The following is a 21,061-nucleotide window of genomic DNA, read 5'->3' on the forward strand; positions in this document are numbered from 1 at the left end:
ATGCCGGATGCGGTCGACGCCGCTAGTCAACAACCCCTACCACCACAGTGCCCCCGGCCCGACGGCCGGGGGCGCACCCATACGCGCAAGCGCCCTCTTGGAGAACAGACCACATGCCCTACAACCGAGGAATTCAGACCCTCGCCAACCACATCGGCATCGAACCCGAATATGTCGCCCGCGCCCTGCGCACGGCATCCAGCGCCCACGCCGTCATACGCGCCAGCCAATTCCAACACTTGACCGACGAGCAATTCCGGCGCCTCATGGGCGGCGACCGCCACGTTGTCGCCGTCGTCGCCAACCTCGCCATGCGCTACGCCGGCCGCATCGAGGACGCGCTGCTCCTCATGGACATCTACCACGCCAGCCAGGGCCTCAAGCCGCCCCGCCAAGTCATCCGCAAGGGCGTCGGAACCCTCCCTGAGCATCACGACCACCCCCACATCCAGCACGCCATCCGCATCCTCGACGCCGCGGGACTGCCGCCCATCGTCACCGACGGAACCCACGAACTGCGCCCCGGCTTCCAGGTCCTGCCCGCCTGCGACGAACTGCCCGGCTGGATCCTCATCGCACCGGACCCGGACTGCGACGACCGCACCGGCTTCGCCGGCGGCCGCCTCGGCTACCTCGCCGTCATGCGCTGGGCCGGATGGGGCGTCATCACCGAACCCATGTCCGCCGGGCTCTGGGCCGTCGTCCACCCCGACCACCGGCACGACCCCTTCCCCTCCTGACCCTTCCTGTCCACCGGCGTCCGGCGCGGCTCACGAGCCGAGCCGGACGCCGGCCACAAGAAAGGCACACGACACCGTGAAACTCCCGGTGGACGACGAAACCCTGCACGCCTGGTCCAAGCTCCTCGCGCTGACCGAAGAACAGACCGCCACCACTCTCCAGGAGATCGAGAAGACCCTGCGCATCGGCTACGCGCACCGCCCCACCTCGCTGCGCCACCTCAGCTTCGAGGAACTCGTCGCCGACATGGACGTCGACGAGCTGGCCCTGATGTTCCTGGCCACCGGCCTGCGCCAGGCCGGACACCCCGACGCCGCCGACACAGTCGAACTACGCGGCATCGCAGCCCGCCTCCAGGCACACCCCGAGTCCGGCTGAACCCCGACACCCCATCCCCACCGCCGCCCCGGCCGCGCCCCGCGCACCGGGGCGGCCCCATGCGCGCACCCGGAGGAACCCCATGTCCGACAACGACATATTCCTGCCGCGGGCCGCCGCACCCGTTGCGGCCCGGCCCGCACCGAGCTGGGCGAAGAAGGCCCCGCCCAAGTCGAAGGCCGCCGTACGCCCCACAGCCACCGCCAAGACCACCTGGCGCAAGGCCCTCGCGCCGCGTGACCCCCACGAGCACGCCCGCAAGATCGCCGAGAACGTCATCGACGCCTGGCACCAGAACCACGGCGGCAGCAGCATCGACGTCCCCCTCGGCACCGTCGCCGCACTCGCACTCCTGCGCCAGCCGCCGCAGACCGGCAACGGCCTGGCCGACTGGATCATCAACCGCGAGCCGCACGAACTGCCCCAGCTCTTCAAGGAGATCTACCTCGGCCACTGGATCAAGCGGCCCGACCTGATCGACCGCGCCGTACGCCTGCACGACTGGGCCTGGAACCCCGAGCCCGACCCCCAGCAGCTCCGCGCCGTGCACGCCGTCACCCACCGCGCCCTCAACCAGGGCCTGTTGGACCTCACCGGTCACGACGACCCGTACATGCGCGCCGAGTCCGACATCCTCAGCCCGATGCTGACCGGCCTGCGCCACAAGAGCGACAAGAAGTGGCGCGGCGAGTACCACACCCCGCCCGGCGTCACCGACCTACTCGCCCGCATGCTCGTCGACAAGGACTTCGCCCAGCCAGGCCTGGCGATCCGCGAACCCGCCGTCGGCTCGGGCGGCATGTTCCGCTCCGTCGCCCAACGGCTGCGCGACCTCCGCCTCAACCCGCACGACTACCTCTGGTACGGCAACGACATCGACGCACTCGCCGCAGCCTGCGCCGCCGTCAACGCGATCGTCTGGGACCTCGGCCCCAAGTGCTTCATCGGCTGCGCCGACTCCCTCGCCCTCGAGGACGGCGGCTACGCCAAGACCCTCGCCGAAGCCAAGGACTCCTTCGCCGACCGCGACAGGTACCTCGACGCCGCCACCAGCATCGTCGCTTCTCGCCGCGCTTTCCGTCTCGTGGACGACCTCATCTCCGGCAAGGAGACGGCCTCCGCATGAGTGACGAAGACGACCTCGCACGCCCGCGCGTCACCCCCACCCGGGGCAGGCGCCGACCCGCCTTCGCCCAGCCCCCACCCACCGGCCTCGACCAGCCGCTCGGCCAACTCGCGCCGCGCATCGATCCGCCTTGGACCAAGGAGGACACCGACACCCCCGACCGCACCGCCCTCTACACCCACCCCGAAGGCCACCGCATCGGCCTGCGCCTCCAAGGAGGCGACCTGATCATCCAGACCTGGATCTCCGCAGGCCCCAACCTGCCAGCCGTCCCCGACGGCACGGCTGCACAACAGGCCGCGGCCCAGGCCGCCAACGACGCACGCCTTCAGCCCGGCCGCACCTGGCACCGCACCATCCCCATCCGACACACCGACGACATCGCGGCAGCCATCGATGCCGTCCTGCGCGACGGACTCATCCGCTCCCTCACCACCAAACCCAAACGCATCCGCGCCACCACGTACGGGCCAGCCCCAGAACCCAGCACCCGGTCCCAGCAGACCCACGCAACCCAGAAGGAAGGCACTCCGAGGTGAAAACGCCAAACCCCCGCATCAAGGTCGACGGCCCCGCCGACTTCGCCCAGCTCCTGCCCTTCCTCGTCGGCCACCAGCCCGAGGACTGCATCGCTCTCCATGGCCGCATCGCCACCCAGTCCGGCACCGGGCCGACCATGACCCTCTCGCTCCCCGACGACCCCGCCACCTGGCAGGCGACCGCCGCAGCCTTCGCGGCCAAGTTCACCCGCATCACACACGAGCACGGACACCCCGATATCCTGGACATCGTTGTCTTCCTCTGCCGCACCCCACGCCCCGGCCAGAGCGCCGAGGAGACCGCCGAGGCCCTGCGGCCCCTGGCCGACTACTTCGTCGACGCCTTCACCGACCTCGGCCGAGCCCCCGTCATGTCGACCATCGCCCTCGTGGACAACCGCTGGTGGGCATACGAGTGCCACCTCCCCGGATGCTGCGAGGGCGAACCGCTCCCCAGCCCCGACGACCCCACCAGCGTCGCCGCACAACTCGCCCGCCATGGATGGACTCCCGGCCGCCGAACCAGCGAGATCACGCAAGAGTTCCAGCCCGAAGAGCCGGAGGACGCCGAGGACCTGCGCCGCGCCCTCGACAACGAAGGCGCCGCCTGGGCCCAGTACTGCGCCAATCCCTCCGACGACGACACGTTCCTGCAGGGCACCCATGCGCTCGTGGAGACCGCGATACGCGACTTCGGCGCCGGCGCCAACGAACTCGCCCACGACATCACCGCCCGACTCATCCACGGCCTCAACGACGAATGGGCCCGAGACCACGGCCTCGAACACATCGAGGACGACGAACTGCCCCACGCCCGACGGCTGTGGGCCTTCCTCGCCCGCCGCGCCATCCCCCCGTATGAGGTCGCGGCCGTCCCCGCACTCACCCTCCTCGCAGCTGTCGCCTGGCGACAGGACGACATCCCTACCGCCCGCTACGCCCTCAAACGCGCCCTGACCCTCGACCCCGACGACGACTTCGCCGACGCCCTCCACGAAGCCATCAACCACGAAGTCGACGCCACAAGCCTCCTCCCCATCGCCCGCAAGGCGAAGGCCGAGCGCCACGCCCGCGCCGAGCAGAAGGGCCGCGCATGACCACACCGGCCAAAGCCATCGTCTGGCTCCGCCCCGAGTTCCAAGGCCGCGAAGACGAGTTGGTCCACCTCTCCGCCGCAGCCGCCCTCGTAGGAGTCACACGCTCCAGCGTCAGCAACTGGGCCAAACGCCACGCCAACTTCCCGAAGATCGCGCTGCTCATGGGCATAGGCGCCGGCCGCGCGAAGTACGTGCCCCGCAACGAGTTCCTCGACTTCGCGTGCGCCCAACTGAAGAAGGAACTCGGCACGGCCCGTAAGACCGGCCCCCACCGCCCCTCCGTCGTCATCAGGTCCGAAGAGATCACTCACCACGAGCGACAGATCGCTCGACTTACGGACCTGGAGAAGCGGCAGGCGCAGAAGCTCGCGCGCACGCGGCAAGCCCTGCGCAAACACCGTGCCCGCCTCGGACAAGCCCGCCAGGCGCTGGAGGCCGAGGTCGCCGCGATTCGGAGCCTTGATGTAGCAGACGCGGGTCCAACCGCGTCACCAGAGGGACGCACGACGGCGGGGTAGTCTGTCAGTACGCGGCTGACCTGCCAAAACGGTCACTGGCTCGACTCCCGGGTCAAGGGAGCGAGGTAACTGCTCCTCCCAAAGCATCTGCGGTGCTCACCGAAACGCAACTGGCCGGTTCACCTCCGCAGACCTCTCAGCCGGTCCCGGGCAACTTGTTCCCAGGCCGTCAGTTGGGAACGGGATGGGAACAGAAGGACAGAGAAAGCCCGGGACAGATCGCGAAAGACCTGGCTTCGGACTCTCGCCATCATGGCTTTGACCTGCAGAAACGGCGAAAAACCCAGCCGGACAGCGACAGACCAGTAAGCCTATGATCATGCTCCTAAAGCGGGTGTCGCAGGTTCGAATCCTGCCGGGGGCACCAGGCAAAAGGCCCCGGACCGATCATGGTCCGGGGCCTTTGACATCCACTTTTGACATCAACGCGGGCGGTCACGTACGACCGGGGCGCCTCCGCAGCAGCCGGTCCATGTGGCTCATGGCCTCGCGCTGGGTGTCCTGGACGACGTGGGTGTAGACGTCCATGGTGATGCTGATCTGCGAGTGGCCCAGGATCTCCATCACGACGCGGGGTGCGACTCCGGCCGCCGTGAGGAGCGTGGCCGTGCCATGGCGAGCGTCATGCAGCCGGATGACGCGGAGGCCGGCGGACTGGGCGACGCGGGTGAAGGAGCGGTAGAGGTTGCGCGGCTCGACCGGGCGGCCGGTGCGGGTGGTGAAGACGTAGGCGGACTCCTGCCACCCCTCCCCCGCCTTCGCACGGGCAGCTGCCTGCCGCATCCGGTGCCAGCGAAGGGGCGCGATGCAGAGCGCGGGCAGCGGGACGGCACGGCGACGGCGGCTCTTCGGGTCGTCGTCGTAGAGGACGCCACGGCGGCGCTGCATCTGCTGGCGGACGTACAGCACGCGGTTTTCCAGGTCGAGGTCAGACCAGCGAAGGCCGACGATCTCGCCCCGGCGGAGGCCCATGGCGATGGCGAGCACGAAGGCCGCGTAGAGCGGATCTTTGCGAGAGGCGGCAAGGAAGTCGAGTGTCTCGTCGAGGCTCCAGGGCTGCAACTCCCGGTTGTCGGTGCGCGGCGGCTCGATGAGCTTGGCCACGTTCCGCGTGATGAGTTCCTCGCGGCAGGCGGACGACAGCGCCGACCGCAGAACTCGGTGCGACTCCTTGGCGGTTGCGGCGGTGGTCTCCTTCTCCAGGCGGACCAGGAACCTGCGCACGTCGGCGACGCCGAGGGACTCCAGCCGCTTCGCACCAAGCAGGGGGACGAGGTAAAGCCGCACGTGCGCTTCGTACTTGTCGTACGTGCTGAGCTTCCGCCGGGGCTTGATGACGTTGTCCAGCCAGTACGGCAGCCACTCGGAGAGCTTGGCGGACTTGGTGGGTACGGGAACGCCCTGGTCCACCTTGTCGAGCAGCTCACGGCGCTTGGCGTCGCACTCCGCCCAGGTCTTGCCGTAGGCGAACTTGCGAGCACGGGTGCCGTCCGGCTGGAGCACGTAGACCGCGCACTGAAAGCGCCCGTCCTTGCGCTTGGTGATGGTGCCCGCCCCGTTGGGGTTGCGCTTGCGTTGCTGGGCCATCAGGCGGCCGCCTCCAGTTCGTTGGTGATGTAGTCGCGGACAGCCCGCGCCGGGATACGGCGGCACCGGCCGATGGTGAGCGAGGGCAGGCGCCGGGAGCGGATGAGGTCATAGACCGTGGAGCGGCCGAGCTTGAGTCGGGCCATGACGTCGGGGACCGTCAGCAGCTCTTCGTCAGCCACGGGTGGGCTCTCCTTCCGTTGCGGGGGCGGGTGCGAGGGATGCGGCGAGCCAGGCTTCGGCGTCGGAGAGGCCGGTTCCGGCGAAGACCCAGTGAGCGAGGACGTACGTCGTCTCCGGCTCGCGCTCCGGCTGTGCGGCGGTTGCCTGGGCTCGGCGCCATTCGGCGCGGGCGTCGCGGAGAGCGCCGAGGGTGATGGAGTAGCGGCGGGACTTGGTGGAGAAGTGGCCGCGGAAGCCGAGCATGTGGGCCCAGGAGCGCAGGCGGAGGTGTTCCAAGTCCTTGCGGGCGCCGAGGGTCCACGCGGTGCGGATGAGTCGGCGGGCGTGGTCGCTGATGTCGAGGTGGGCAAGTTCGGCGGCAAACTTCAGAGGCCGGTCGAGAGCTCCTGTCGCCGTCTCGGCGCCTTTGGTGGCGTACTTGGCGATGTAGGCGGCGACGGCCCGTTCGGTCAGTTCCTGGCCACCGCTGAAGTCGGCGGATCGGATGGTGCGGACATCGAGTTGGCTGCCGAAGGCGAAGGTGTGGGGGCGTCCGTCGATGGCCGGGCCGTCGACGCGGGCCATGGCTGCGGCGGTGCGTATGGCATCGGTGAGGAGTTCGGCGGTGGCCCAGGACGGGGGCGGGGAGTCGCCGCCGGTGGGGCCGTCGAGGCGTATGACGGCATGGAAGTGGACTGCGCCGCGCTTCTGGTACTCGGCGACCTTGGCGAAGGACACGCGGGCGTGATCACGGAGCCTGCGCTGAGACAGGCCAGCCCGCTTGGCGACCTCACGGCGCAGGTAGATCGAGAAGCGCCGCCAGAGGGCACCGGCATGCGCGTTCCACAGCACGGCCGCTTCGTAGTCGTAGCTGTCAGGGTCCAGCGCCGTGCCGAGTTCGGTGTCCTCCTGGTCGTGGTGGATGCCGCAGCGGCAGGGGCGGCCGTCGTTGCGGCGGTTGTGGACCGGGCCGAAGCCGGGGGCAGTGAAGGTGGCGAAGACGCGGGGGTGGGCGGCGACGTGTGCCGGAGTGCCCTTGCCGCCACGCAGTCCGGCGGTGATCAGTTGGAAGGTGTCTCGGCGATAGACCTCGGCGCAGGCCGCGCAGCGGGTAGTGCGGCGGTTGTTGCAGCGGACGAGGAGTTGGCCGGCCGGGAGGGTGGTGGAGTCGAGGTGCTGGAGGACGCGGCCGATTTCGCCGGTCGTGGTGTCGACGTCGTACTCGGTGCGGTGGCCGTCGAGGCGGATGGGGTTGGTGCAGCCGCCGAGCCCGGAGAGCTGCCGGAGGATACCGGGCAGGGTGCCCTGTGCGGCGAGGTTGGTGAGTTCCGGGAGCGGGGGCGGGGTGGTGCGGGTGAAGATGGCTGTTCTCCTTCTGACTGGCTCGGTCAGGAGTGATGGGCCTCTGGGGCGGCGGATGCTTGGCCGTGTCGCGCCGCCCCAGAGGTGAGCGGGCTGATCAGCGGCGGTGCTGGTCGCGGAGCAGGGAGCGCAGGACCACGGCGGCGACGGCGACGGAGATGGCCGTGACGGCGACGGCGGCCAGGAGCGCGGTAAGGACCACGCCGCCCACGAGGACGGCTGCGACTGTCTTCTGGTCGATGGAGATCGACGGGAGCGAGCGCCGGGTGGGGGCCGGGTCGGCCGGGGTGTGGGTGTGTGCGGCCGGAGGGGTGGGAGCGTCGGGGTACTTGGGCAAGAACACGGTCGAGATCTCCTTATCTACTCGTCTAGGCATGTGAGCCGTTTATGACGTCCACGCCGGAACGGGTGCCGGACTCGATGGCGGGGGCGAGGAACGTGCGCGAGAGCCAGAAGCCGAAAAGGGCGATCAGCACGACGATCCAGACGCGGACACCGAGGAACTTGACCGCTCCCCAGGCGAAGAAGCCGAGGACGACGACGAGCGGCAGGCTGACGGTCACGGGGCGGAGATCCTTTCAGCGGATGGGGCAGCGGTGGGTGCGGGCGGCGAGTTCGGCGGCGGCGCGGCTGTCGTAGTCGGCGGAGAAGTTGCAGCGCGGGGCGGTGCAGGCGGCGGTGTGTTTCTCGCGGCCCCGGTTGTCGTAGGCGGTGCCGACCTGGACGGGGCCGATGCGGGTGACGTTGCGGAAGCGGCGGTGGGCGCTCACGCGAGTCTCCTTTCAGAGCTGAGCGGCGATGGCGTCGGCCATGGGAGCCGGGACGCCGAGGCGGGCGCGGAGGGTGGGGGCGTCGATGGGGGCACCGGTACGGGTGTGGTGCTCGTCGGCGACTTTGCGGGCGTGGTTGATGAGAGCGGCGGGGACCGGCACGGGCGGGGGTTCCGGCGGTGGCTCGATGGCGGTTGGGGTGAGCGGTTCGAGGGCGGTTTCGGACTCGTCCTCCTGGTCGTCGATGACCTCGACGTCGTCGGCCGTCTTGGGTGGTGAGTGGGCGAGGAGGGTTCCGCCGAGGAAGGCGACTGCGGGCCAGCCCGCGACGAGGATGCGCAGCCAGGCCGGGACGTTGCCGAGGTCGAGAAGGCCGGCGGTTGCGACGTTGGCGCCGAGGGACGCGGCGAGGGCGATGACGAACCAGCACCAGGCGGCCGTCTTGGCATTGCTGGTACGCAGTCGGCGCCAGGCAGCGACGAGCAGCAGGTCAACCGAGACCGGGTAGGCCCACGCCTTCCAGCCGTCCTGTCCGGCCGCCACGGCAACGTCGTGGAGGTGGGCGAAGGACAGCGCGGCGGCGATGAGGGCCTGGACGAGCACCGCGTCAACGCAGGCCAGGTGGGCGCGCACGATGCGACTCCTTCCGGGTTCGGGCATGGCAGGGGTAGGGACGTGGCGCGAGGCGGTCACGCCGACCGGGGGTGGGAGTGGGCGAAGGTCAGTCGGTCACGGGGCGCGGTTGAACGGCCGGGCCGTGGGCCTCGACGGGCCGGACGGGCATGTCGGGCCGGAACCGCTTGAGGGCAGGCAGGTCGGGCACCAGGTGCGCCGACTCGCGGCACACGTCAGCAGCGGCGCCCAGGGACAGGTACGGCGTCCGGATGCGGGACCAGCCGCCAGAGGTGTCTCCCGCGACGGCCAGGCCGGGCCGGTCGGGAGCGATGGCGCATGCGGCGTGGACCGCTTCGGGGGCGATGTCGCCGAGGGCCATCTTCGCGGAGGCTTCGTCGTTGACGCGGTGGCAGACGCGGCCGGTCAGCTGAGCGCGCAGCATGGTGGCGCCCTTACCGAGCTCGGCGCCGAAGCGCTGGCCGCAGATTTCCAGGTAGATGCCGGCGGCGCGGCCGAGCTGGGCGAGGCGGATGAGCTGGGTGACCATCTCGTCGCGGCGTTCCTCGTCCTTCTTCGTGGCGGTGAGGAAGAGTTCGGCGACCTCGTCGACGAACAGCACGACGGGCACCGGTCGTTCGCTCTCGGGCAGACCCCAGATGTCGGAGGTGATCTCCTCGTCGGGGATGTCGGGGGCGATGCCCTGCCGGGCCTTGATCAAGTCGTATCGGTTCTCCATTTCCTTGACGAGTACGGGCAGCAACTCGGCGGCTTCCTCCTGGTCGGTGGCGAACGCGGACAGGCGCGAGGCGAACGGCGCCAGCTCGACGCCCCGTTTGCAGTCGATGCCGACGAGCGCAACGGGCTGACGTGCGAGGCCGGAGATGAGGTGACGCAGGTACATGGACTTGCCCGACAGCGTGGCGCCGAGGGTGAGTTGGTGGGGAACGGCGCGGTAGTCCCGCAGGAAGGGCGTGGCGTCCTCGCGGAGGGCTACCGGCACCGTGAGGAACCCGCTGTCGAGCTTCCGGGGCATCCGCACCTGCCGCAGGACGTCATAGCCGACGAGCCGCAGCTCCACCACACCCGGCTTGACCGTCGTGACGTAGACGGCGTGAACGCCCCAGGCGTGCCGAAGCCGTTCGGCCGAGGCGGCGATGTCCGCCGGTTCCTGGCCCGGGGCGAGTCGGAGGCGGAGCCGCAGCCCGGTCGAGGTGGGCCGGATGACACCCCGGCGAGGAGGCACGGGCCGCACTTCACGGCGGGTGGTGGCCTTGACTGCGAGGACCCGTAGCCGGGACGGCGCCACGGTCAGCCCGCACGCTTCCATGACCGACCCGTAGGAGGTCATCAGCCGGAGCGTGGATACCGGCAGGCCAACCGCGGACCAGTAGACCGCCGGATGGTTGGCCCGGGCGTAGGCGGCCCCGCCGCCGAGCGCGGCGACAGGACCACCCACCTCCACGAGCGTCGAGAGGTCGCTCATCAGGCAGCGGCCTCGGTAGTGGCCGGGAAGGCGGCCGGGGTCACGGCGGCGGCGCGGTAGGCGATGCCGTGCCGCTGCTGACCGTTGAACACGGACTCCCACGGCCGGGCGATGAGCCCCGGCAGCGAAACCGGCGCCCCGAGCACCAGCCCCTCCGAGACACCGCTCTCAGGGACGGTGACCTTGATGAGCGAGGACTCCCCTTCCTCGATGTAGACGACGCCGATGGTCATCAGCGCCTCGCCGCTGACGGCGTCCTTGGCTATCTCGCCGGTCTGCCGGTCGCGAACCTTGGGCTCAGGGGCCTCCGTCAGGAGGATCGTCGCGGCCGAGGTCTCAACACGGATGGTGCGCAAAAGACTTGTCCTATCTACTCGTCTATACAAGATGCTAACTACGAACCCGACCTTCCGGGGTCGCGGTGATCACCTTGCCACACAACTTGCCCACTCGTCTATACGAGTATGCCTGTTGAGGTGTACGAGTTCGGAGAAGCGTCCCCGCGCACCACCTCTGACCTGCGGTCAGGTCGCCGGAAGCTGATACGACAGCACGTAGGCGTCCGCCGCCATCACCGTGTCGCAGACCTCGACCGCGCGCCCCTCGGTGTCGTAGGCGGTCCGGATCAGGTGGATCACGGGCACGCCGGAGGCCAGCCGCAGCGTCTTCACCTCTGCAGGCGAGGGCATCCGGGCGCGGATCTCTTCCTCGAAGCGGTCGAGGTGATGGCCCAGTTCTTCGAGGCGGGCGTAGATGCCACCGGGGCCGGGGTTGGGCTCGGCGATCGGGGTCCCCCGGGCGATGTCGAGGGGGAGATAGGAGGTGGCGAACTCGACGGGCCGCCCGTCGAGCAGATACCGGCGCCGCCGGGCCAGCACCCGCCGCACCGACCCAAGACGGGTGGAGACGTCCTGACTGGCCTTCTCTTCCTTGACCTCAAGGCTGTCGACCTGCGGGTGACTGCCGGCCGCGTCCGCCTCCACGATGAACGCGGACTTGCCCTGCTCCCGGTGCCGCCTGGCGAACCGGTCGGAGGCAAGCCGTCGCACGGGCGGCCGAGGCCGCACGAAGACACCCTTGCCGTGCTCGGCGTGGACCAGACCCTCACCCTGAAGGATGGAAAATGAGTTTCGAACGGTCATCCGGGAAACCCCGTAATGATCGACAAGCTCAGCCTCCGAGGGCAGCTTTTCGCCCTCTCTGAACCGCCCACGGTCAATGGCCTCGCGCAATTGATCAGCGATCTGACGGAAGACCGCACGATCACTCGTGGGGTCCAGGTCGCCGAGGAGGCCGGAAGGAAGAGTGGGCACGTGTGTACTCCTTTAGGTATCTAGACGAGTGGGCGAGTCTTGTTGCTACGGTGGAGAGCCTAGCCATCCGAGAGGGCCGAGGAACGTGAGCATGGAACGCCCGCACTCCGTGAGCGTCGCCGGGGTCGTCGTCGACGACCAGGGCCGAGCCCTCCTGATCCAGCGACGCGACAACGGTCACTGGGAACCCCCGGGTGGCGTCCTGGAGCGCGAGGAAACCATCCCCGAGGCACTGCAACGAGAAGTCCTCGAAGAAACCGGCATCAAGATCGCGCTTCCCGCGACCCTCACCGGCGTCTACAAGAACATGACGGGCCTCATCGTCTCGCTGGTCTTCCACTGTGAGGCCGCCGACGGCACGCCCATGACCGGCGACGAGACCCGCGCCCTGCGCTGGGCAACCCGTGAAGAAGTCTCCGAGCTCGCCGATGAGGCATACGCGATCCGCGTCCTTGACGCACTCGACGCAATGTCCCCGCCGGCCATACGCGCCCACGACGGCGTGAAACTCGTCTAGCCCGAACCCGCTGCACATGGCGGCCTACCAGCACGAAGGAACTTGTATGCACGAGTATACGAGTACAGCCCGGGTGTGGGGGCTTTCTTGCCCAGGTTTCCCGGAAGAGGTCAGCAGAGCCCGCCGCTGGACACGGGACATCCTGCGCGGCTCACCCCTCGCCGAGGACGCCGAACTGATCGTGAGCGAACTCAGCGCGAACGCGATCCTCCACACGGCCAGCGGCCGCACATCCGGCAGCTTCCACCTGGCCCTGGCCGTCTCCCCGCAAGTCGTCGCCCTCTCGGTCACGGACGACGGAAGCGCTGGCACCGCCCCCAAGATCGAGCACCAGGACCAGGACGCCGAACACGGCCGGGGCCTGGCCATGGTCAACGCCATCGCCCACCGAATCGTCGTCCGCAACACCGACGGGGGCCGCACGGTCACCGCGGAACTCTTCGCGACCCCACGCCCAGGAGGACACCTGTGCTGAAGGACAAGCCGCAGCGGGGCTACTGGTGCGAGTGCTGGACCGAGGACCTCACCGAGGAGACAGGGCCAGCGCTGCGGGCATCCTTCGACGCGTACTCGGCGCCCCAGGCAGACCGATGGGTAGCAGTGGCCCTGCGCACCATCTCACCGGCGTTCGACCCCGACGCATCCGAACAAGCGTGGGAGTGGCTCTACGACGGCCGCATCGAAACCCGACGAGCCCTCCTGCGAGCCGAGCCCTGCACGGTGACCATCACCCAGGCCGACACACGCATCACCTGGACCATCCGACCGGCACTCTTCCTGCCACTCGCACACCGCCAGGCCGCCAACCTCCCGCGCTGCGCATACGAGTTCAAGCCCCGCCAGAACTACTGAGTTACAACTTTCTTTACGGGTTCAAGGCGGCTCGCTCCGCTCGCCGCGCGCGGCCCGGCCCCCGGCCGGGCCTGCGCTCCTGCCTCCGTCCTGCTCCAGCCCGGCCGGCGCCCGGGCCGCGCGCACAGCCATCAGCCACCTGAGGCCAGAGGAGGGGTACGTCGTGGCCGGGGTGGTCGGTTCCACGGCTTTAGGCAGCCACTTTGGCGCGAGCCTCGAAGATCATGGCCCCAACGTCGTGCTTTACCGGGCAGGTCCACAGACTGCCCGACGCGCCGGAAGCTTACGGGGCCATGATCACTCGCGCCAAAGCAGCTCCAGCCCAAAGCCGCTCCACCGACCGCGCGCTATCACGCCGCGCCCTGATAGTCCTTAAGATAGCAACTTCAAAGCGGCCGCATGCAAATCCCGGAGCGTCTGCACGCGATCTACATTCACGATCTTTTCGGTGCGTGCACGCCTTACCAGAGATTGAGCAACGAGCCGCTTACCAGGAACGGAAATTCCTTTCTTCTCGCACCACTCTTTGATCCCCGAGTGGCGATTCCCCTTCGGTAGTACGTGCTCTTCGGGCACATGATTGCCCTTATCGCCACCTAGTAGTTCGTTGACGCACGCACGATAAGCTGACTCGTCCACGAGGTCTTCGAGCGTGAGACCAGAATTCGCACCACCGAGGATTAGAACCCGTTCATCAGAGTAACCGCTGTCGACGAGTTTCTGCCGCAGAGAATATCCCCCCGGGTCTCCATCAACTAGGAAGCAGCTTCTAGCGGCTTCTAGGTCTAGGTCCCCCGCGAGTTCCGGAGACAACTCAGAAAGTCCAGGAGCGATCTGGTAACCGAGAGAGGCCTGGCCTGTGGCTTGCCGCAGAAGAGATGGAAGTAGGAGCATGTCACTCGGACCCTCGGTAATAATCACTTTCCTTACGGAGGCGAAAGCTAGCGTAGCCGCACCCATTGCGAGCAGGAGAGGAGTGAACCCCGCACCGTCACTCCAAAACCAATTGGTGATAGAACTGTTTGCTGTTTCGTGGATCTGACGGACTACTCGAACACCACTACCCAGATCCTCGGGCAAGCACCCAGCAGAATGCGTCGAGTAGATAATCTGTTTGACAACATCCTGTCGCGTAAAAACCTCGATCAGATCAGCCTGTGCATCGTAGTGCAAATGGTTTTCCGCTTCGTCAATGAGAACAATGACATCACGGTCTCCTTTCTCAAAATATCGGGCAGCATTAACACAGGAAACCAAGGCAATGAATTGCCGGAGCCCGTCGCTTCGATCGTGGAGGTCTGTGTATGCGCTTGTACTCGCCACGCGAATCAGAACTCTGAGTACCCCATTCGAAACGTGCAAGACAGGCCATACCGACTCTTGGCGCCAGGCCTGGAATACTTCTTTCAGAACGAGATTTGCCTGCTCTAGGATCTCGGCAAGCCTTAGGTGATCATCCTCGTTAACTACCTTCCTAAGTTCTTCTCCGTCCACTTTGGCGACTCGTAGCAAATTGGTAAGCCCGCGCGGCATGGCCTCGTTGGAACTCAAGTCGATAGAGCTTGGGAGGGATCTGTCTTTTTCGGTGAAAGTGACCAGACTCGGCATTCGATTCAAGATGACATTTGCAATTTCGGTGGCAGGAGGAGTAGCGATCAGCGCTTTCCTGAGTGCAACAAGCTCATTTGCAAGGCGCTCCATTACAGACAGGTCGTAACGCTTTCTGTCCATCCTATTTCCTGCCGTGGCGCCCATGCCGAGTTTTTCGTTCTCTTTCTCCTGTCGTTCAATGAAAGCTTCAGGGTCCCCGTGGACAAGTATGCCCAGATGCTGTAGTGCAGTGTCTACGTTCGCCATTTTGGGCGGGGGAACTGGTTTAACGCGATACCCTCTGAATGACGGGAAGTCCTGCTTAGCCTCCCGAAGAGCAACGGCTACTGGGTCAGCTTTTGCCAGCGGCTCATGTTCCCCGGTTGGGGAAATGCGGCCACCTAGAAGGGTGGTGTCGATCAGATCGGATACGTGCTCAATTGGGGATGTGTCACGCCCGGGCATGGGTGTGAATGTAATATTTCTTTTGCCTACCTCTCCGTTCAAGATCAACCATTTTGGAGTGTCGCTGTGAGGAATTGACTTGATGGCATCCAAGTCGTCTTCCTCAAGGATAAATTTGAGTCTAACCAGAGGATCCTTCAATGACTCGACGTCAACACCTCTCGAAACATCAGAGGCTTTAAAGTGAATTTTCCTGGCACATTTTTCAATCGCCTGAAGAATGCTCGTCTTGCCCGCCTCGTTCGGACCTACAAGCGCAACGAGTGGATCATCGATAATCAACGAAGACTCACCACTGAAACGCCGGAAATTGTTAAAAATGACCGAATGAAGTCGCACTCTCGCCTCCTGTCGCCTGCCTCATGAACAGTTATAGGACGAAGTCCGCACGCGTGGGGTCGTTTCTTCGTTTTGCGCAACTTTGCGGCTTTCATGATGATTTCCGTGATCATTAAGGGTGCGTTGGTGATCGATCAGCTGCTGACCGAGCCTGGCATCGAGGGGGCACATTTAGAGGCGTGGCGCGGTCTCGCACCGAGTTCATCGACGGCCGGCATGACTGGGACTACGGCAGCGGTACAGCAGCGGTGTACCGCAACCGCGGCAACCGTTCCGGTCCAGCAACGTCCGGAGGAGACTGCGGGGCGACCTGTAGGACCTCTACTAACCCATCTCTATAGAGCTACGGATCAGAAGGTGTCCATGCCCCTGTCGTGCTCGATCGACCGGGACTGGCGGGGAACCACGGCGACGAGCAGGCACGGGCCAGCAGGGCGGCCCCTGACCGATCTACCTAGTCAGGGGCCGTTCACGTGCGGTGGGTGTGGGATTTGAACTCACGGTGACATCGCTGCCACGACGGTTTCAAGGCACCCTCTTGATCGGCCACTCCATCTCCGTGTCGAAGAACTTAATGACGGACGTAACCAGCATGAGTCCCATCACCGCGTTGATCCGGCTGTACTGGGCACGCGAGACGGCATGCGTGGTTGGGTGCCTTCCAAAGGTGCGCGGGATCGGGTCGCCGTCTTCCGTCTTGTACTTCGCGTGCGCGCACCACACTGGCGCGAACGTGAAAGCCGCTCGGATCTTGTAATCGTCCAGATTGAAACGAACACCGTTCTTCTTGAAGTTATTGCGCGTTATCTCAAGTCGAGCCGCGTTGTCGAAGTTTCTGCGCAAGACACTGTCGAGAAGGTTCCCGGCAAGCGCCTGCGCCGGTGCCGTGTGCCCCTCCTGGAGTGCCCGCACGCAATCGAGCCCGAACTTCTTGGAGTCCGACAAGCTGGGGTGAGTCACGTCGCTCAGTACCGTTTCGCAGTCAGTGACTATGCCCTTCCAACGACGACTGATGATGCGCCGCCGCTCTGCGGCGGTCGAGGAGTCCAAGAGAGCCTGAATGGCTTTCGGACCAGGAACCCACATCAAGGCGATGCCCTCATCAATCAAGAGAGACTCGAACTCAGCAATGCCCGGACGACTTACGCCTTCCCAGTTCTCCGGGAAGATGCGCGACTGGAAGTCTCTTATCGACTCAAAAATGCGCTCCCACTGCGGCGCATACGAGCGGTTGACTGACTCAATCAGCGTGCGTAGAGAGCTGTTGAAGGCATACATCCCCTGCAACTGCTTCTGAAGCTGCGTTACCTGGGCAGCCAACGGCGGCACGATAGTTGGGATGTTCTTCGTTAGGTTCAGCCTGAACGCGGCCGACTCCTGAAGCATCCTGCTGATTGGCGGGAACACGTTCGTTGCCCAGTTCTGCTGCCACTTGATGAGTGGGTCCATAGAAGCCCGGAAGCGCTCAAGCGCCTTGCCCAGGTCCTCATCCTCGGAATCAGCGTCCGGCTCGTGCTCGTCGTTCATGGCGTCATGCTGCCACGGCCCCGCCCGCTGGTCCATGGATTACTTCCTCTTGTACTGCTTTCTGTAGGTCCTGGTGACGTACAGCTCCAGGGCGTCGTCGAGGATCATTCAGAGGCTGCAAGGCATGGAAGGTATCTGGCGTCAAGGCCTCCGTCGGCAAGACCATCAAGATGGCCGACGGCGGCCGGACTCGTCATCCCGCACCGCTGCGGGCGGACCAGTCCGAACTCCCTGCCAGGAAAGAGGACCACAACAAGTCCCACAAGCACGTCCGCGCTCGTGTCGAGCACGTCTTTGCCCGCATGAAGACCTGGAAGATCCTTCGGAACTGCCACCTCAAACGCGACGGCGTCCACCACGCCATGCAATGAAGTGACACCCAGTCTCGTCGATCTCACCTGACCAATCACCATCGTGCCCCCGCCCCTCAACCAAGGCCGTCGACCCGGGCGTTTCTTGTTGTGCGCGGTGATCAGGTGTCGCGTGCCAGAACGTTGATCGTCGATGTCTTCCATCTCCGGTTCTGGCACGGCCGCCGCTCCTGGCGCGCCTTCCGCACGGTGGCGTCTAGGCCGGCTGCAACTTCCTGCTGCCGATCGTCGCCGGAGTGCTGATAGATCAGCGCAGCTTTCTCGGAGGACTCAGCGTGGACCATCGAGCCCTTGAGGGTGGCACCCGATCGGGTCGAGAACGTGTGCCCGGTGTGAGGAAGGTCGTAGGAACAGGAGCCGTCAGGAACTACGACGGTTCCGGCTTGCGCCACTTCCAGCCGAAGGCGCTGAGAGGGAAGGTCGTGCGAAACAGTATTCGCCTCCTCCCTGGTCATGAATCCCGTGATGTCCGCTCCAGCGGAAAATTCAATGACGCGGACGACCGGAAGAGTCAAGTGACCAGCGCTCAAGCTTGCGGCGCATTGCCCCTGGGGGGTTCAGTTTTACCAGGTGATAGAGATTCTCGTAATAACCCTGCCACTGAAGGCCCTCGGGCAGTGGTCCGTACCTGAAGTTCCGGTGGGCTATCACAAGAGGTTCCATACACTCCCATGTGGATAGCACAGAGCCCCCCAGATACCCGGACACCGGACCAATATCAACTATCTCGTGAGCCACAAGGGCTCCCAAGTTGTCGTAAAAGTACGCCAGGTCGCGCACTAACTTTCGCTTGTCGGGCGGTAGGCTTTGCAGCCCTTCCGAGAAATCACATCCAGACAGCTCTTGGTGGACGAATAGACGGGCTTCCGTCAGATAGTCACTTCGATGTTCTCGAAATAACTCGACCAGAACGGGCAGCGTGTTGGCATGCCTAGCCAGGGTCAATTGACGATAGGAAGCCGCTCCTGAAATGAGGAGTGCTGCAATAGAGACGAGTAGAGCAGCTAAGTTCACAAGCCCCCCAAGGCCCGTCCAAGCATCGAACGTTGTACCTGAGGCTGCCCGGCTGGCTCGTTGGTACACGTGCCCGGCGCCCACGCGAGGGGCACCCAACGAGTGCGGACACGAAGCCGGCCACGGCTATCCTGACTACCCGTGCTCCGTGACCACGTCCGCGGGGCGTGGAGCCCGGAATCGACCGCGCCATCTACCGCCGCCCGTATCCCCCGTCAGTGTCACCTGACATCCACGGCTGACATCAACGGCGGCGGATGCCAGCAGCCTCGGGCGGTCGTCGGCGTCGGCTCAGACATCGCAGCGTCCGACCGGTGAGGCCGCCGGATCGAACTCCTAAAGCGGGTGTCGCAGGTTCGAATCCTGCCGGGGGCACAGAAGAATGGGCCAGCTCAGGAGGGTTTTCCTCCCGGGCTGGCCCTTCGTCGTGTTCGGGGTCGTGCCCCACGCGTGGCATGTCTGGCTTCAGATGAGGCTTGACGGAACTGTGCCACTTGATGCTTTCCGGTTCCTGGCCTGTTGTGCGGTTCTTCGTGCCGTAGGCCTTGTAGCGGGTCACCTCCTTGGTGGTGGTGCGGGGCACGGTTCGCCGGCGTTGTCCGCCGTGGTCGAAGACGTGCAGGGTGGTGTCGGTGACCACGGTGCGGGCGTGGACCATGCCGACTTGGACCTGCTGACCGCAGGCCTGGATGCTGCCGCGGGCGAACACCTTGCGCCCGGCCCCGGCCGCCTCCTGCGGCGCCGGGATGGAGGGAGCGCCGTACGCGCGTGCGGGTCCGTAGGGGCGCGCGCGGGGGGGGAGAGTGGTGGGTGAGGAAGTGGGCGGCTAATTAGTCGCGCTTGGGCCAGATCGGGCCCTGGTCGGTCCAGATGACGCCCTTGTTGCGGCACAGGCAGAAGGGGTGGCCGAACGGGTCGGTGTAGACCTGCCAGCCGTAGCCGTTGGGACCGATGAAGTCCTGCCTTAGCGTCGCGCCGAGGTCGAGGACGCGGCGCTGCTCGGACTCGATCTCGTCCACTTCGAAGTCGAGGTGGAACTGCTTGGGGTGCTCGCTGTCGGGCCACTGCGGAGCGCGGTAGTCGTCCACCCGGATGAATGCCAGCTCGATCTCGCCGAACTGGATGCCAGCCCAGTCCTCGGAGCTGCCTTCCTTGATCGGACGGCCCGTCACCTCGGAGTAGAAAGCCGCCAGCTTCATCGTGTCCGGGCAGTCGATGATGAAATCGGTGAGTCGCAGCATCCCGCGATCGTGTCACAAGCTCACACCCGACTTCGAGACAGGCCCTGAGCAGCTCCGCTGAGGTGTGGGAACAAAAAGTTCCTGGGGCTTCGCCCCCAGACCCCGTTCTGTCGAAGCCGGGCGGACGGCCACGGAGCCGTCCTCGCCGCAGGTGGCTGCGGATGGCGCGGGAGGAATACGCGCGGTCCGCGAGAACGGCCAGGGGCCGGGTCCGAGGCCTGCCCGGGCCCCTGCGGGGCACGCGGATGCGGGACATCAGCGTCTCGAAGGCGGGTGCATCACCTGCCTGGCCTGAGGTGACGGTGAAGGCGAGGGGCCGTGCGCGGCCGTCTGCGGCCAGGTGGACCTTGGTGCTCAAGCCGCCACGGGAGCGTCCGAGCGCATGATCGGCGGGCTCGACGGAGCGAGCCGCCCCCTTTTGACTGCTCCGGCAGCGTGCTGGTGGGCCCGGACAACGGTGGAGTCCACCGACACCGTCCAGTCGATGTCGTCGTCGGCGTCCGCCGCCGCCAGGACGGCCGCGAGGATCATCTCCCAGGTGCCGTCGATGGCCCATCTGATCAGCCGCTTGTGAGCGGTCTGGAAAGAGCCGAGCTCCTCGGAGAGGTCGCGCCAGGGCGAGTTGGTGCGGTACTTCCACGCGATGGCCTCAAGAGTGCGGCGGTGGTCGGCCCATCGCCGCCCGCGGACCGGATCCGCCGGCATCAGCGGCTCGATCCGGTCCCACATCGCATCGGTGATCACTAATCGGACAGACACATCCGATCAACTGACCAACCCATCAAAGAGACACGCTCCAGCCGTGGCTTCCGTCGCGGTTGGCTTCGTCAGCGGTCCCGTCCGCCCGCCGGTGGCGCTTCCGCATCCTGCCGCCGACCCCGGGTAGAGCGTCGCTGTAGTGAAAGGCACGATGGCCACCGTGGCCATCGGCGCCTACCGCCACGCCCGCCGCGCCGGCACCGGGCTGCCGGAGATCTACGCTCCCTGTCCCACACGCTCAAGCGGGCGCGGGGCGTGCACGCCACGGATGACGCGACACTGCTTGTGGTGGAGTGGCGCGGCTGACTCACCACGTCGTCCGCCACCGTCGGTCGGCCTCGGCCGACGGGCGGCATGGGACCACCATCAGCGAGAAGAGGTCCTGGTCGCCTCTGGTGATCAGGACGGTGTCGTCACCCACCGGGAACGAGTCGGCCGCCGCGCCCTTCGCGGGATGTGACCTTCATCGCGGTAGTGGAGTCTCAACGCGTTCACCGTTGTGCCATCCCCTGACGACGGTGGCAGCGGCATATCTCCCGTCGACGGAGGTCATAGGGCTGTGGGCGGCAGCGCACGGCAGGAAACGCCGCACCGGCGGAGAGCAATATCTGTGTTCGCGACATGAGAAATAGGTGCGGGGCACGCCGAGTATTCCTCGACGATCGGCCGGAGCGGAATTATCGACCGTGCAGGGC

At 66.1% G+C, this 21,061-nt stretch carries 23 protein-coding genes and 2 pseudogenes; 10 read left to right on the forward strand and 15 right to left on the reverse strand.

Going from position 1 to position 21,061, the window contains the following annotated elements:
* Positions 1-113: 113 nt before the first annotated feature.
* The 6 genes from NW895_RS02680 to NW895_RS02705 all read left to right on the forward strand — a co-directional run bounded on the left by NW895_RS02680 (position 114) and on the right by NW895_RS02705 (position 4,399).
* Positions 114-740 (forward strand): hypothetical protein, encoded by a 627-nt coding sequence (locus NW895_RS02680; RefSeq protein ID WP_289933426.1) that lies wholly within the window; start codon positions 114-116, stop codon positions 738-740.
* A gap of 88 nt (positions 741-828) precedes the next feature.
* Entirely contained in the window at positions 829-1,119 is a 291-nt protein-coding gene (locus tag NW895_RS02685) for a hypothetical protein (RefSeq protein ID WP_289933427.1), read from the forward strand.
* 82 nt (positions 1,120-1,201) lie between these two features.
* Positions 1,202-2,245, forward strand: coding sequence for an N-6 DNA methylase (locus tag NW895_RS02690; RefSeq protein ID WP_289933428.1), 1,044 nt, complete (start codon positions 1,202-1,204; stop codon positions 2,243-2,245).
* The gene (locus tag NW895_RS02695) at positions 2,242-2,784 is read left to right on the forward strand and encodes a hypothetical protein (RefSeq protein ID WP_289933429.1); all 543 of its coding nucleotides are present in this window, start codon (positions 2,242-2,244) and stop codon (positions 2,782-2,784) included. The genes NW895_RS02690 and NW895_RS02695 overlap by 4 nt, the downstream gene beginning before the upstream one ends.
* Entirely contained in the window at positions 2,781-3,881 is a 1,101-nt protein-coding gene (locus tag NW895_RS02700; protein WP_289933430.1) for a DUF4192 domain-containing protein, read from the forward strand. Before NW895_RS02695 ends, NW895_RS02700 begins: the two co-directional genes overlap by 4 nt.
* Entirely contained in the window at positions 3,878-4,399 is a 522-nt protein-coding gene (locus NW895_RS02705; RefSeq protein WP_289933431.1) for a hypothetical protein, read from the forward strand. Before NW895_RS02700 ends, NW895_RS02705 begins: the two co-directional genes overlap by 4 nt.
* Positions 4,400-4,834: 435 nt before the next feature.
* Here NW895_RS02705 and NW895_RS02710 read toward each other — a convergent pair whose 3' ends face one another.
* From NW895_RS02710 to NW895_RS02755, 10 genes are all read right to left on the reverse strand, one after another.
* A complete protein-coding gene (locus tag NW895_RS02710) occupies positions 4,835-5,986 on the reverse strand; it encodes a site-specific integrase (protein WP_289933432.1) in 1,152 nt (383 codons plus the stop codon).
* Positions 5,986-6,168, reverse strand: a complete 183-nt coding sequence (locus NW895_RS02715; protein ID WP_289933434.1) for a helix-turn-helix domain-containing protein — start codon at positions 6,166-6,168, stop codon at positions 5,986-5,988. Before NW895_RS02715 ends, NW895_RS02710 begins: the two co-directional genes overlap by 1 nt.
* Entirely contained in the window at positions 6,161-7,447 is a 1,287-nt protein-coding gene (locus NW895_RS02720) for a replication initiator (protein ID WP_289933937.1), read from the reverse strand. The genes NW895_RS02715 and NW895_RS02720 overlap by 8 nt, the downstream gene beginning before the upstream one ends.
* 160 nt (positions 7,448-7,607) lie before the next feature.
* The gene (locus NW895_RS02725) at positions 7,608-7,853 is read right to left on the reverse strand and encodes a SpdD protein (RefSeq protein ID WP_289933435.1); all 246 of its coding nucleotides are present in this window, start codon (positions 7,851-7,853) and stop codon (positions 7,608-7,610) included.
* A 25-nt stretch (positions 7,854-7,878) separates the two neighbouring features.
* On the reverse strand, positions 7,879-8,073 hold the full coding sequence (locus NW895_RS02730) for a hypothetical protein (RefSeq protein WP_289933436.1): 195 nt from the start codon (positions 8,071-8,073) through the stop codon (positions 7,879-7,881).
* A gap of 15 nt (positions 8,074-8,088) precedes the next feature.
* On the reverse strand, positions 8,089-8,280 hold the full coding sequence (locus tag NW895_RS02735; protein ID WP_289933437.1) for a mobile element transfer protein: 192 nt from the start codon (positions 8,278-8,280) through the stop codon (positions 8,089-8,091).
* Between the two features lie 12 nt (positions 8,281-8,292).
* The gene (locus NW895_RS02740; RefSeq protein WP_289933438.1) at positions 8,293-8,913 is read right to left on the reverse strand and encodes a DUF2637 domain-containing protein; all 621 of its coding nucleotides are present in this window, start codon (positions 8,911-8,913) and stop codon (positions 8,293-8,295) included.
* Between the two features lie 88 nt (positions 8,914-9,001).
* Positions 9,002-10,378: an FtsK/SpoIIIE domain-containing protein gene (locus tag NW895_RS02745; RefSeq protein ID WP_289933439.1), complete on the reverse strand. Its 1,377-nt coding sequence runs from the start codon at positions 10,376-10,378 to the stop codon at positions 9,002-9,004.
* Positions 10,378-10,734 (reverse strand): hypothetical protein, encoded by a 357-nt coding sequence (locus NW895_RS02750; RefSeq protein ID WP_289933440.1) that lies wholly within the window; start codon positions 10,732-10,734, stop codon positions 10,378-10,380. The genes NW895_RS02745 and NW895_RS02750 overlap by 1 nt, the downstream gene beginning before the upstream one ends.
* A gap of 168 nt (positions 10,735-10,902) precedes the next feature.
* On the reverse strand, positions 10,903-11,691 hold the full coding sequence (locus tag NW895_RS02755; protein WP_020121242.1) for a GntR family transcriptional regulator: 789 nt from the start codon (positions 11,689-11,691) through the stop codon (positions 10,903-10,905).
* Between the two features lie 109 nt (positions 11,692-11,800).
* Between NW895_RS02755 and NW895_RS02760 the strand changes: the two genes are divergently transcribed.
* From NW895_RS02760 to NW895_RS02770, 3 genes are read left to right on the forward strand one after another with little or no spacing between them, the layout of a single operon-like run.
* Entirely contained in the window at positions 11,801-12,208 is a 408-nt protein-coding gene (locus NW895_RS02760; RefSeq protein WP_289933938.1) for an NUDIX domain-containing protein, read from the forward strand.
* A gap of 46 nt (positions 12,209-12,254) precedes the next feature.
* Positions 12,255-12,683, forward strand: a complete 429-nt coding sequence (locus tag NW895_RS02765) for an ATP-binding protein (protein ID WP_289933441.1) — start codon at positions 12,255-12,257, stop codon at positions 12,681-12,683.
* Positions 12,677-13,060, forward strand: a complete 384-nt coding sequence (locus NW895_RS02770; RefSeq protein ID WP_289933442.1) for a hypothetical protein — start codon at positions 12,677-12,679, stop codon at positions 13,058-13,060. Before NW895_RS02765 ends, NW895_RS02770 begins: the two co-directional genes overlap by 7 nt.
* 372 nt (positions 13,061-13,432) lie before the next feature.
* Here the strand turns inward: NW895_RS02770 and NW895_RS02775 are convergent, their stop codons facing one another.
* Complete coding sequence (locus NW895_RS02775) at positions 13,433-15,454, reverse strand: AAA family ATPase (RefSeq protein WP_289933443.1); 2,022 nt, start codon at positions 15,452-15,454, stop codon at positions 13,433-13,435.
* Between the two features lie 525 nt (positions 15,455-15,979).
* Positions 15,980-16,981 carry a hypothetical protein gene (locus NW895_RS02780; RefSeq protein ID WP_289933446.1) on the reverse strand — a complete coding sequence of 334 codons (1,002 nt, stop codon included), beginning with the start codon at positions 16,979-16,981 and terminating at the stop codon, positions 15,980-15,982.
* Positions 16,982-17,100: 119 nt separating this feature from the next.
* Here NW895_RS02780 and NW895_RS02785 point away from each other — a divergent pair.
* A pseudogene (locus tag NW895_RS02785) lies at positions 17,101-17,352 on the forward strand (transposase family protein); the annotation flags it as partial.
* 101 nt (positions 17,353-17,453) lie between these two features.
* On the opposite strand, the gene NW895_RS02790 reads toward NW895_RS02785, so the two are convergent.
* The 3 genes and pseudogenes from NW895_RS02790 to NW895_RS02800 all read right to left on the reverse strand — a co-directional run.
* On the reverse strand, positions 17,454-17,807 hold the full coding sequence (locus NW895_RS02790; protein WP_354670063.1) for a hypothetical protein: 354 nt from the start codon (positions 17,805-17,807) through the stop codon (positions 17,454-17,456).
* A gap of 1,389 nt (positions 17,808-19,196) precedes the next feature.
* Complete coding sequence (locus tag NW895_RS02795; RefSeq protein WP_289933447.1) at positions 19,197-19,607, reverse strand: VOC family protein; 411 nt, start codon at positions 19,605-19,607, stop codon at positions 19,197-19,199.
* A gap of 109 nt (positions 19,608-19,716) precedes the next feature.
* Positions 19,717-20,366, reverse strand: a pseudogene (locus NW895_RS02800) (IS5 family transposase); the annotation flags it as partial.
* Positions 20,367-21,061: the final 695 nt, after the last annotated feature.

This window comes from Streptomyces sp. S.PNR 29 (assembly GCF_030386795.1).
Lineage (GTDB): Bacteria > Actinomycetota > Actinomycetes > Streptomycetales > Streptomycetaceae > Streptomyces.

What these genes read in the sequence shown, in the direction of transcription:
- NW895_RS02780 (WP_289933446.1), bottom strand. Translation starts at nt 16,981, where the DNA reads ATGAACGACGAGCACGAGCCGGACGCTGATTCCGAGGATGAGGACCTG.
- NW895_RS02695 (WP_289933429.1), top strand. Translation starts at nt 2,242, where the DNA reads ATGAGTGACGAAGACGACCTCGCACGCCCGCGCGTCACCCCCACCCGG.
- NW895_RS02745 (WP_289933439.1), bottom strand. Translation starts at nt 10,378, where the DNA reads ATGAGCGACCTCTCGACGCTCGTGGAGGTGGGTGGTCCTGTCGCCGCG.
- NW895_RS02795 (WP_289933447.1), bottom strand. Translation starts at nt 19,607, where the DNA reads ATGCTGCGACTCACCGATTTCATCATCGACTGCCCGGACACGATGAAG.
- NW895_RS02705 (WP_289933431.1), top strand. Translation starts at nt 3,878, where the DNA reads ATGACCACACCGGCCAAAGCCATCGTCTGGCTCCGCCCCGAGTTCCAA.
- NW895_RS02690 (WP_289933428.1), top strand. Translation starts at nt 1,202, where the DNA reads ATGTCCGACAACGACATATTCCTGCCGCGGGCCGCCGCACCCGTTGCG.
- NW895_RS02710 (WP_289933432.1), bottom strand. Translation starts at nt 5,986, where the DNA reads ATGGCCCAGCAACGCAAGCGCAACCCCAACGGGGCGGGCACCATCACC.
- NW895_RS02765 (WP_289933441.1), top strand. Translation starts at nt 12,255, where the DNA reads ATGCACGAGTATACGAGTACAGCCCGGGTGTGGGGGCTTTCTTGCCCA.
- NW895_RS02790 (WP_354670063.1), bottom strand. Translation starts at nt 17,807, where the DNA reads ATGACCAGGGAGGAGGCGAATACTGTTTCGCACGACCTTCCCTCTCAG.
- NW895_RS02680 (WP_289933426.1), top strand. Translation starts at nt 114, where the DNA reads ATGCCCTACAACCGAGGAATTCAGACCCTCGCCAACCACATCGGCATC.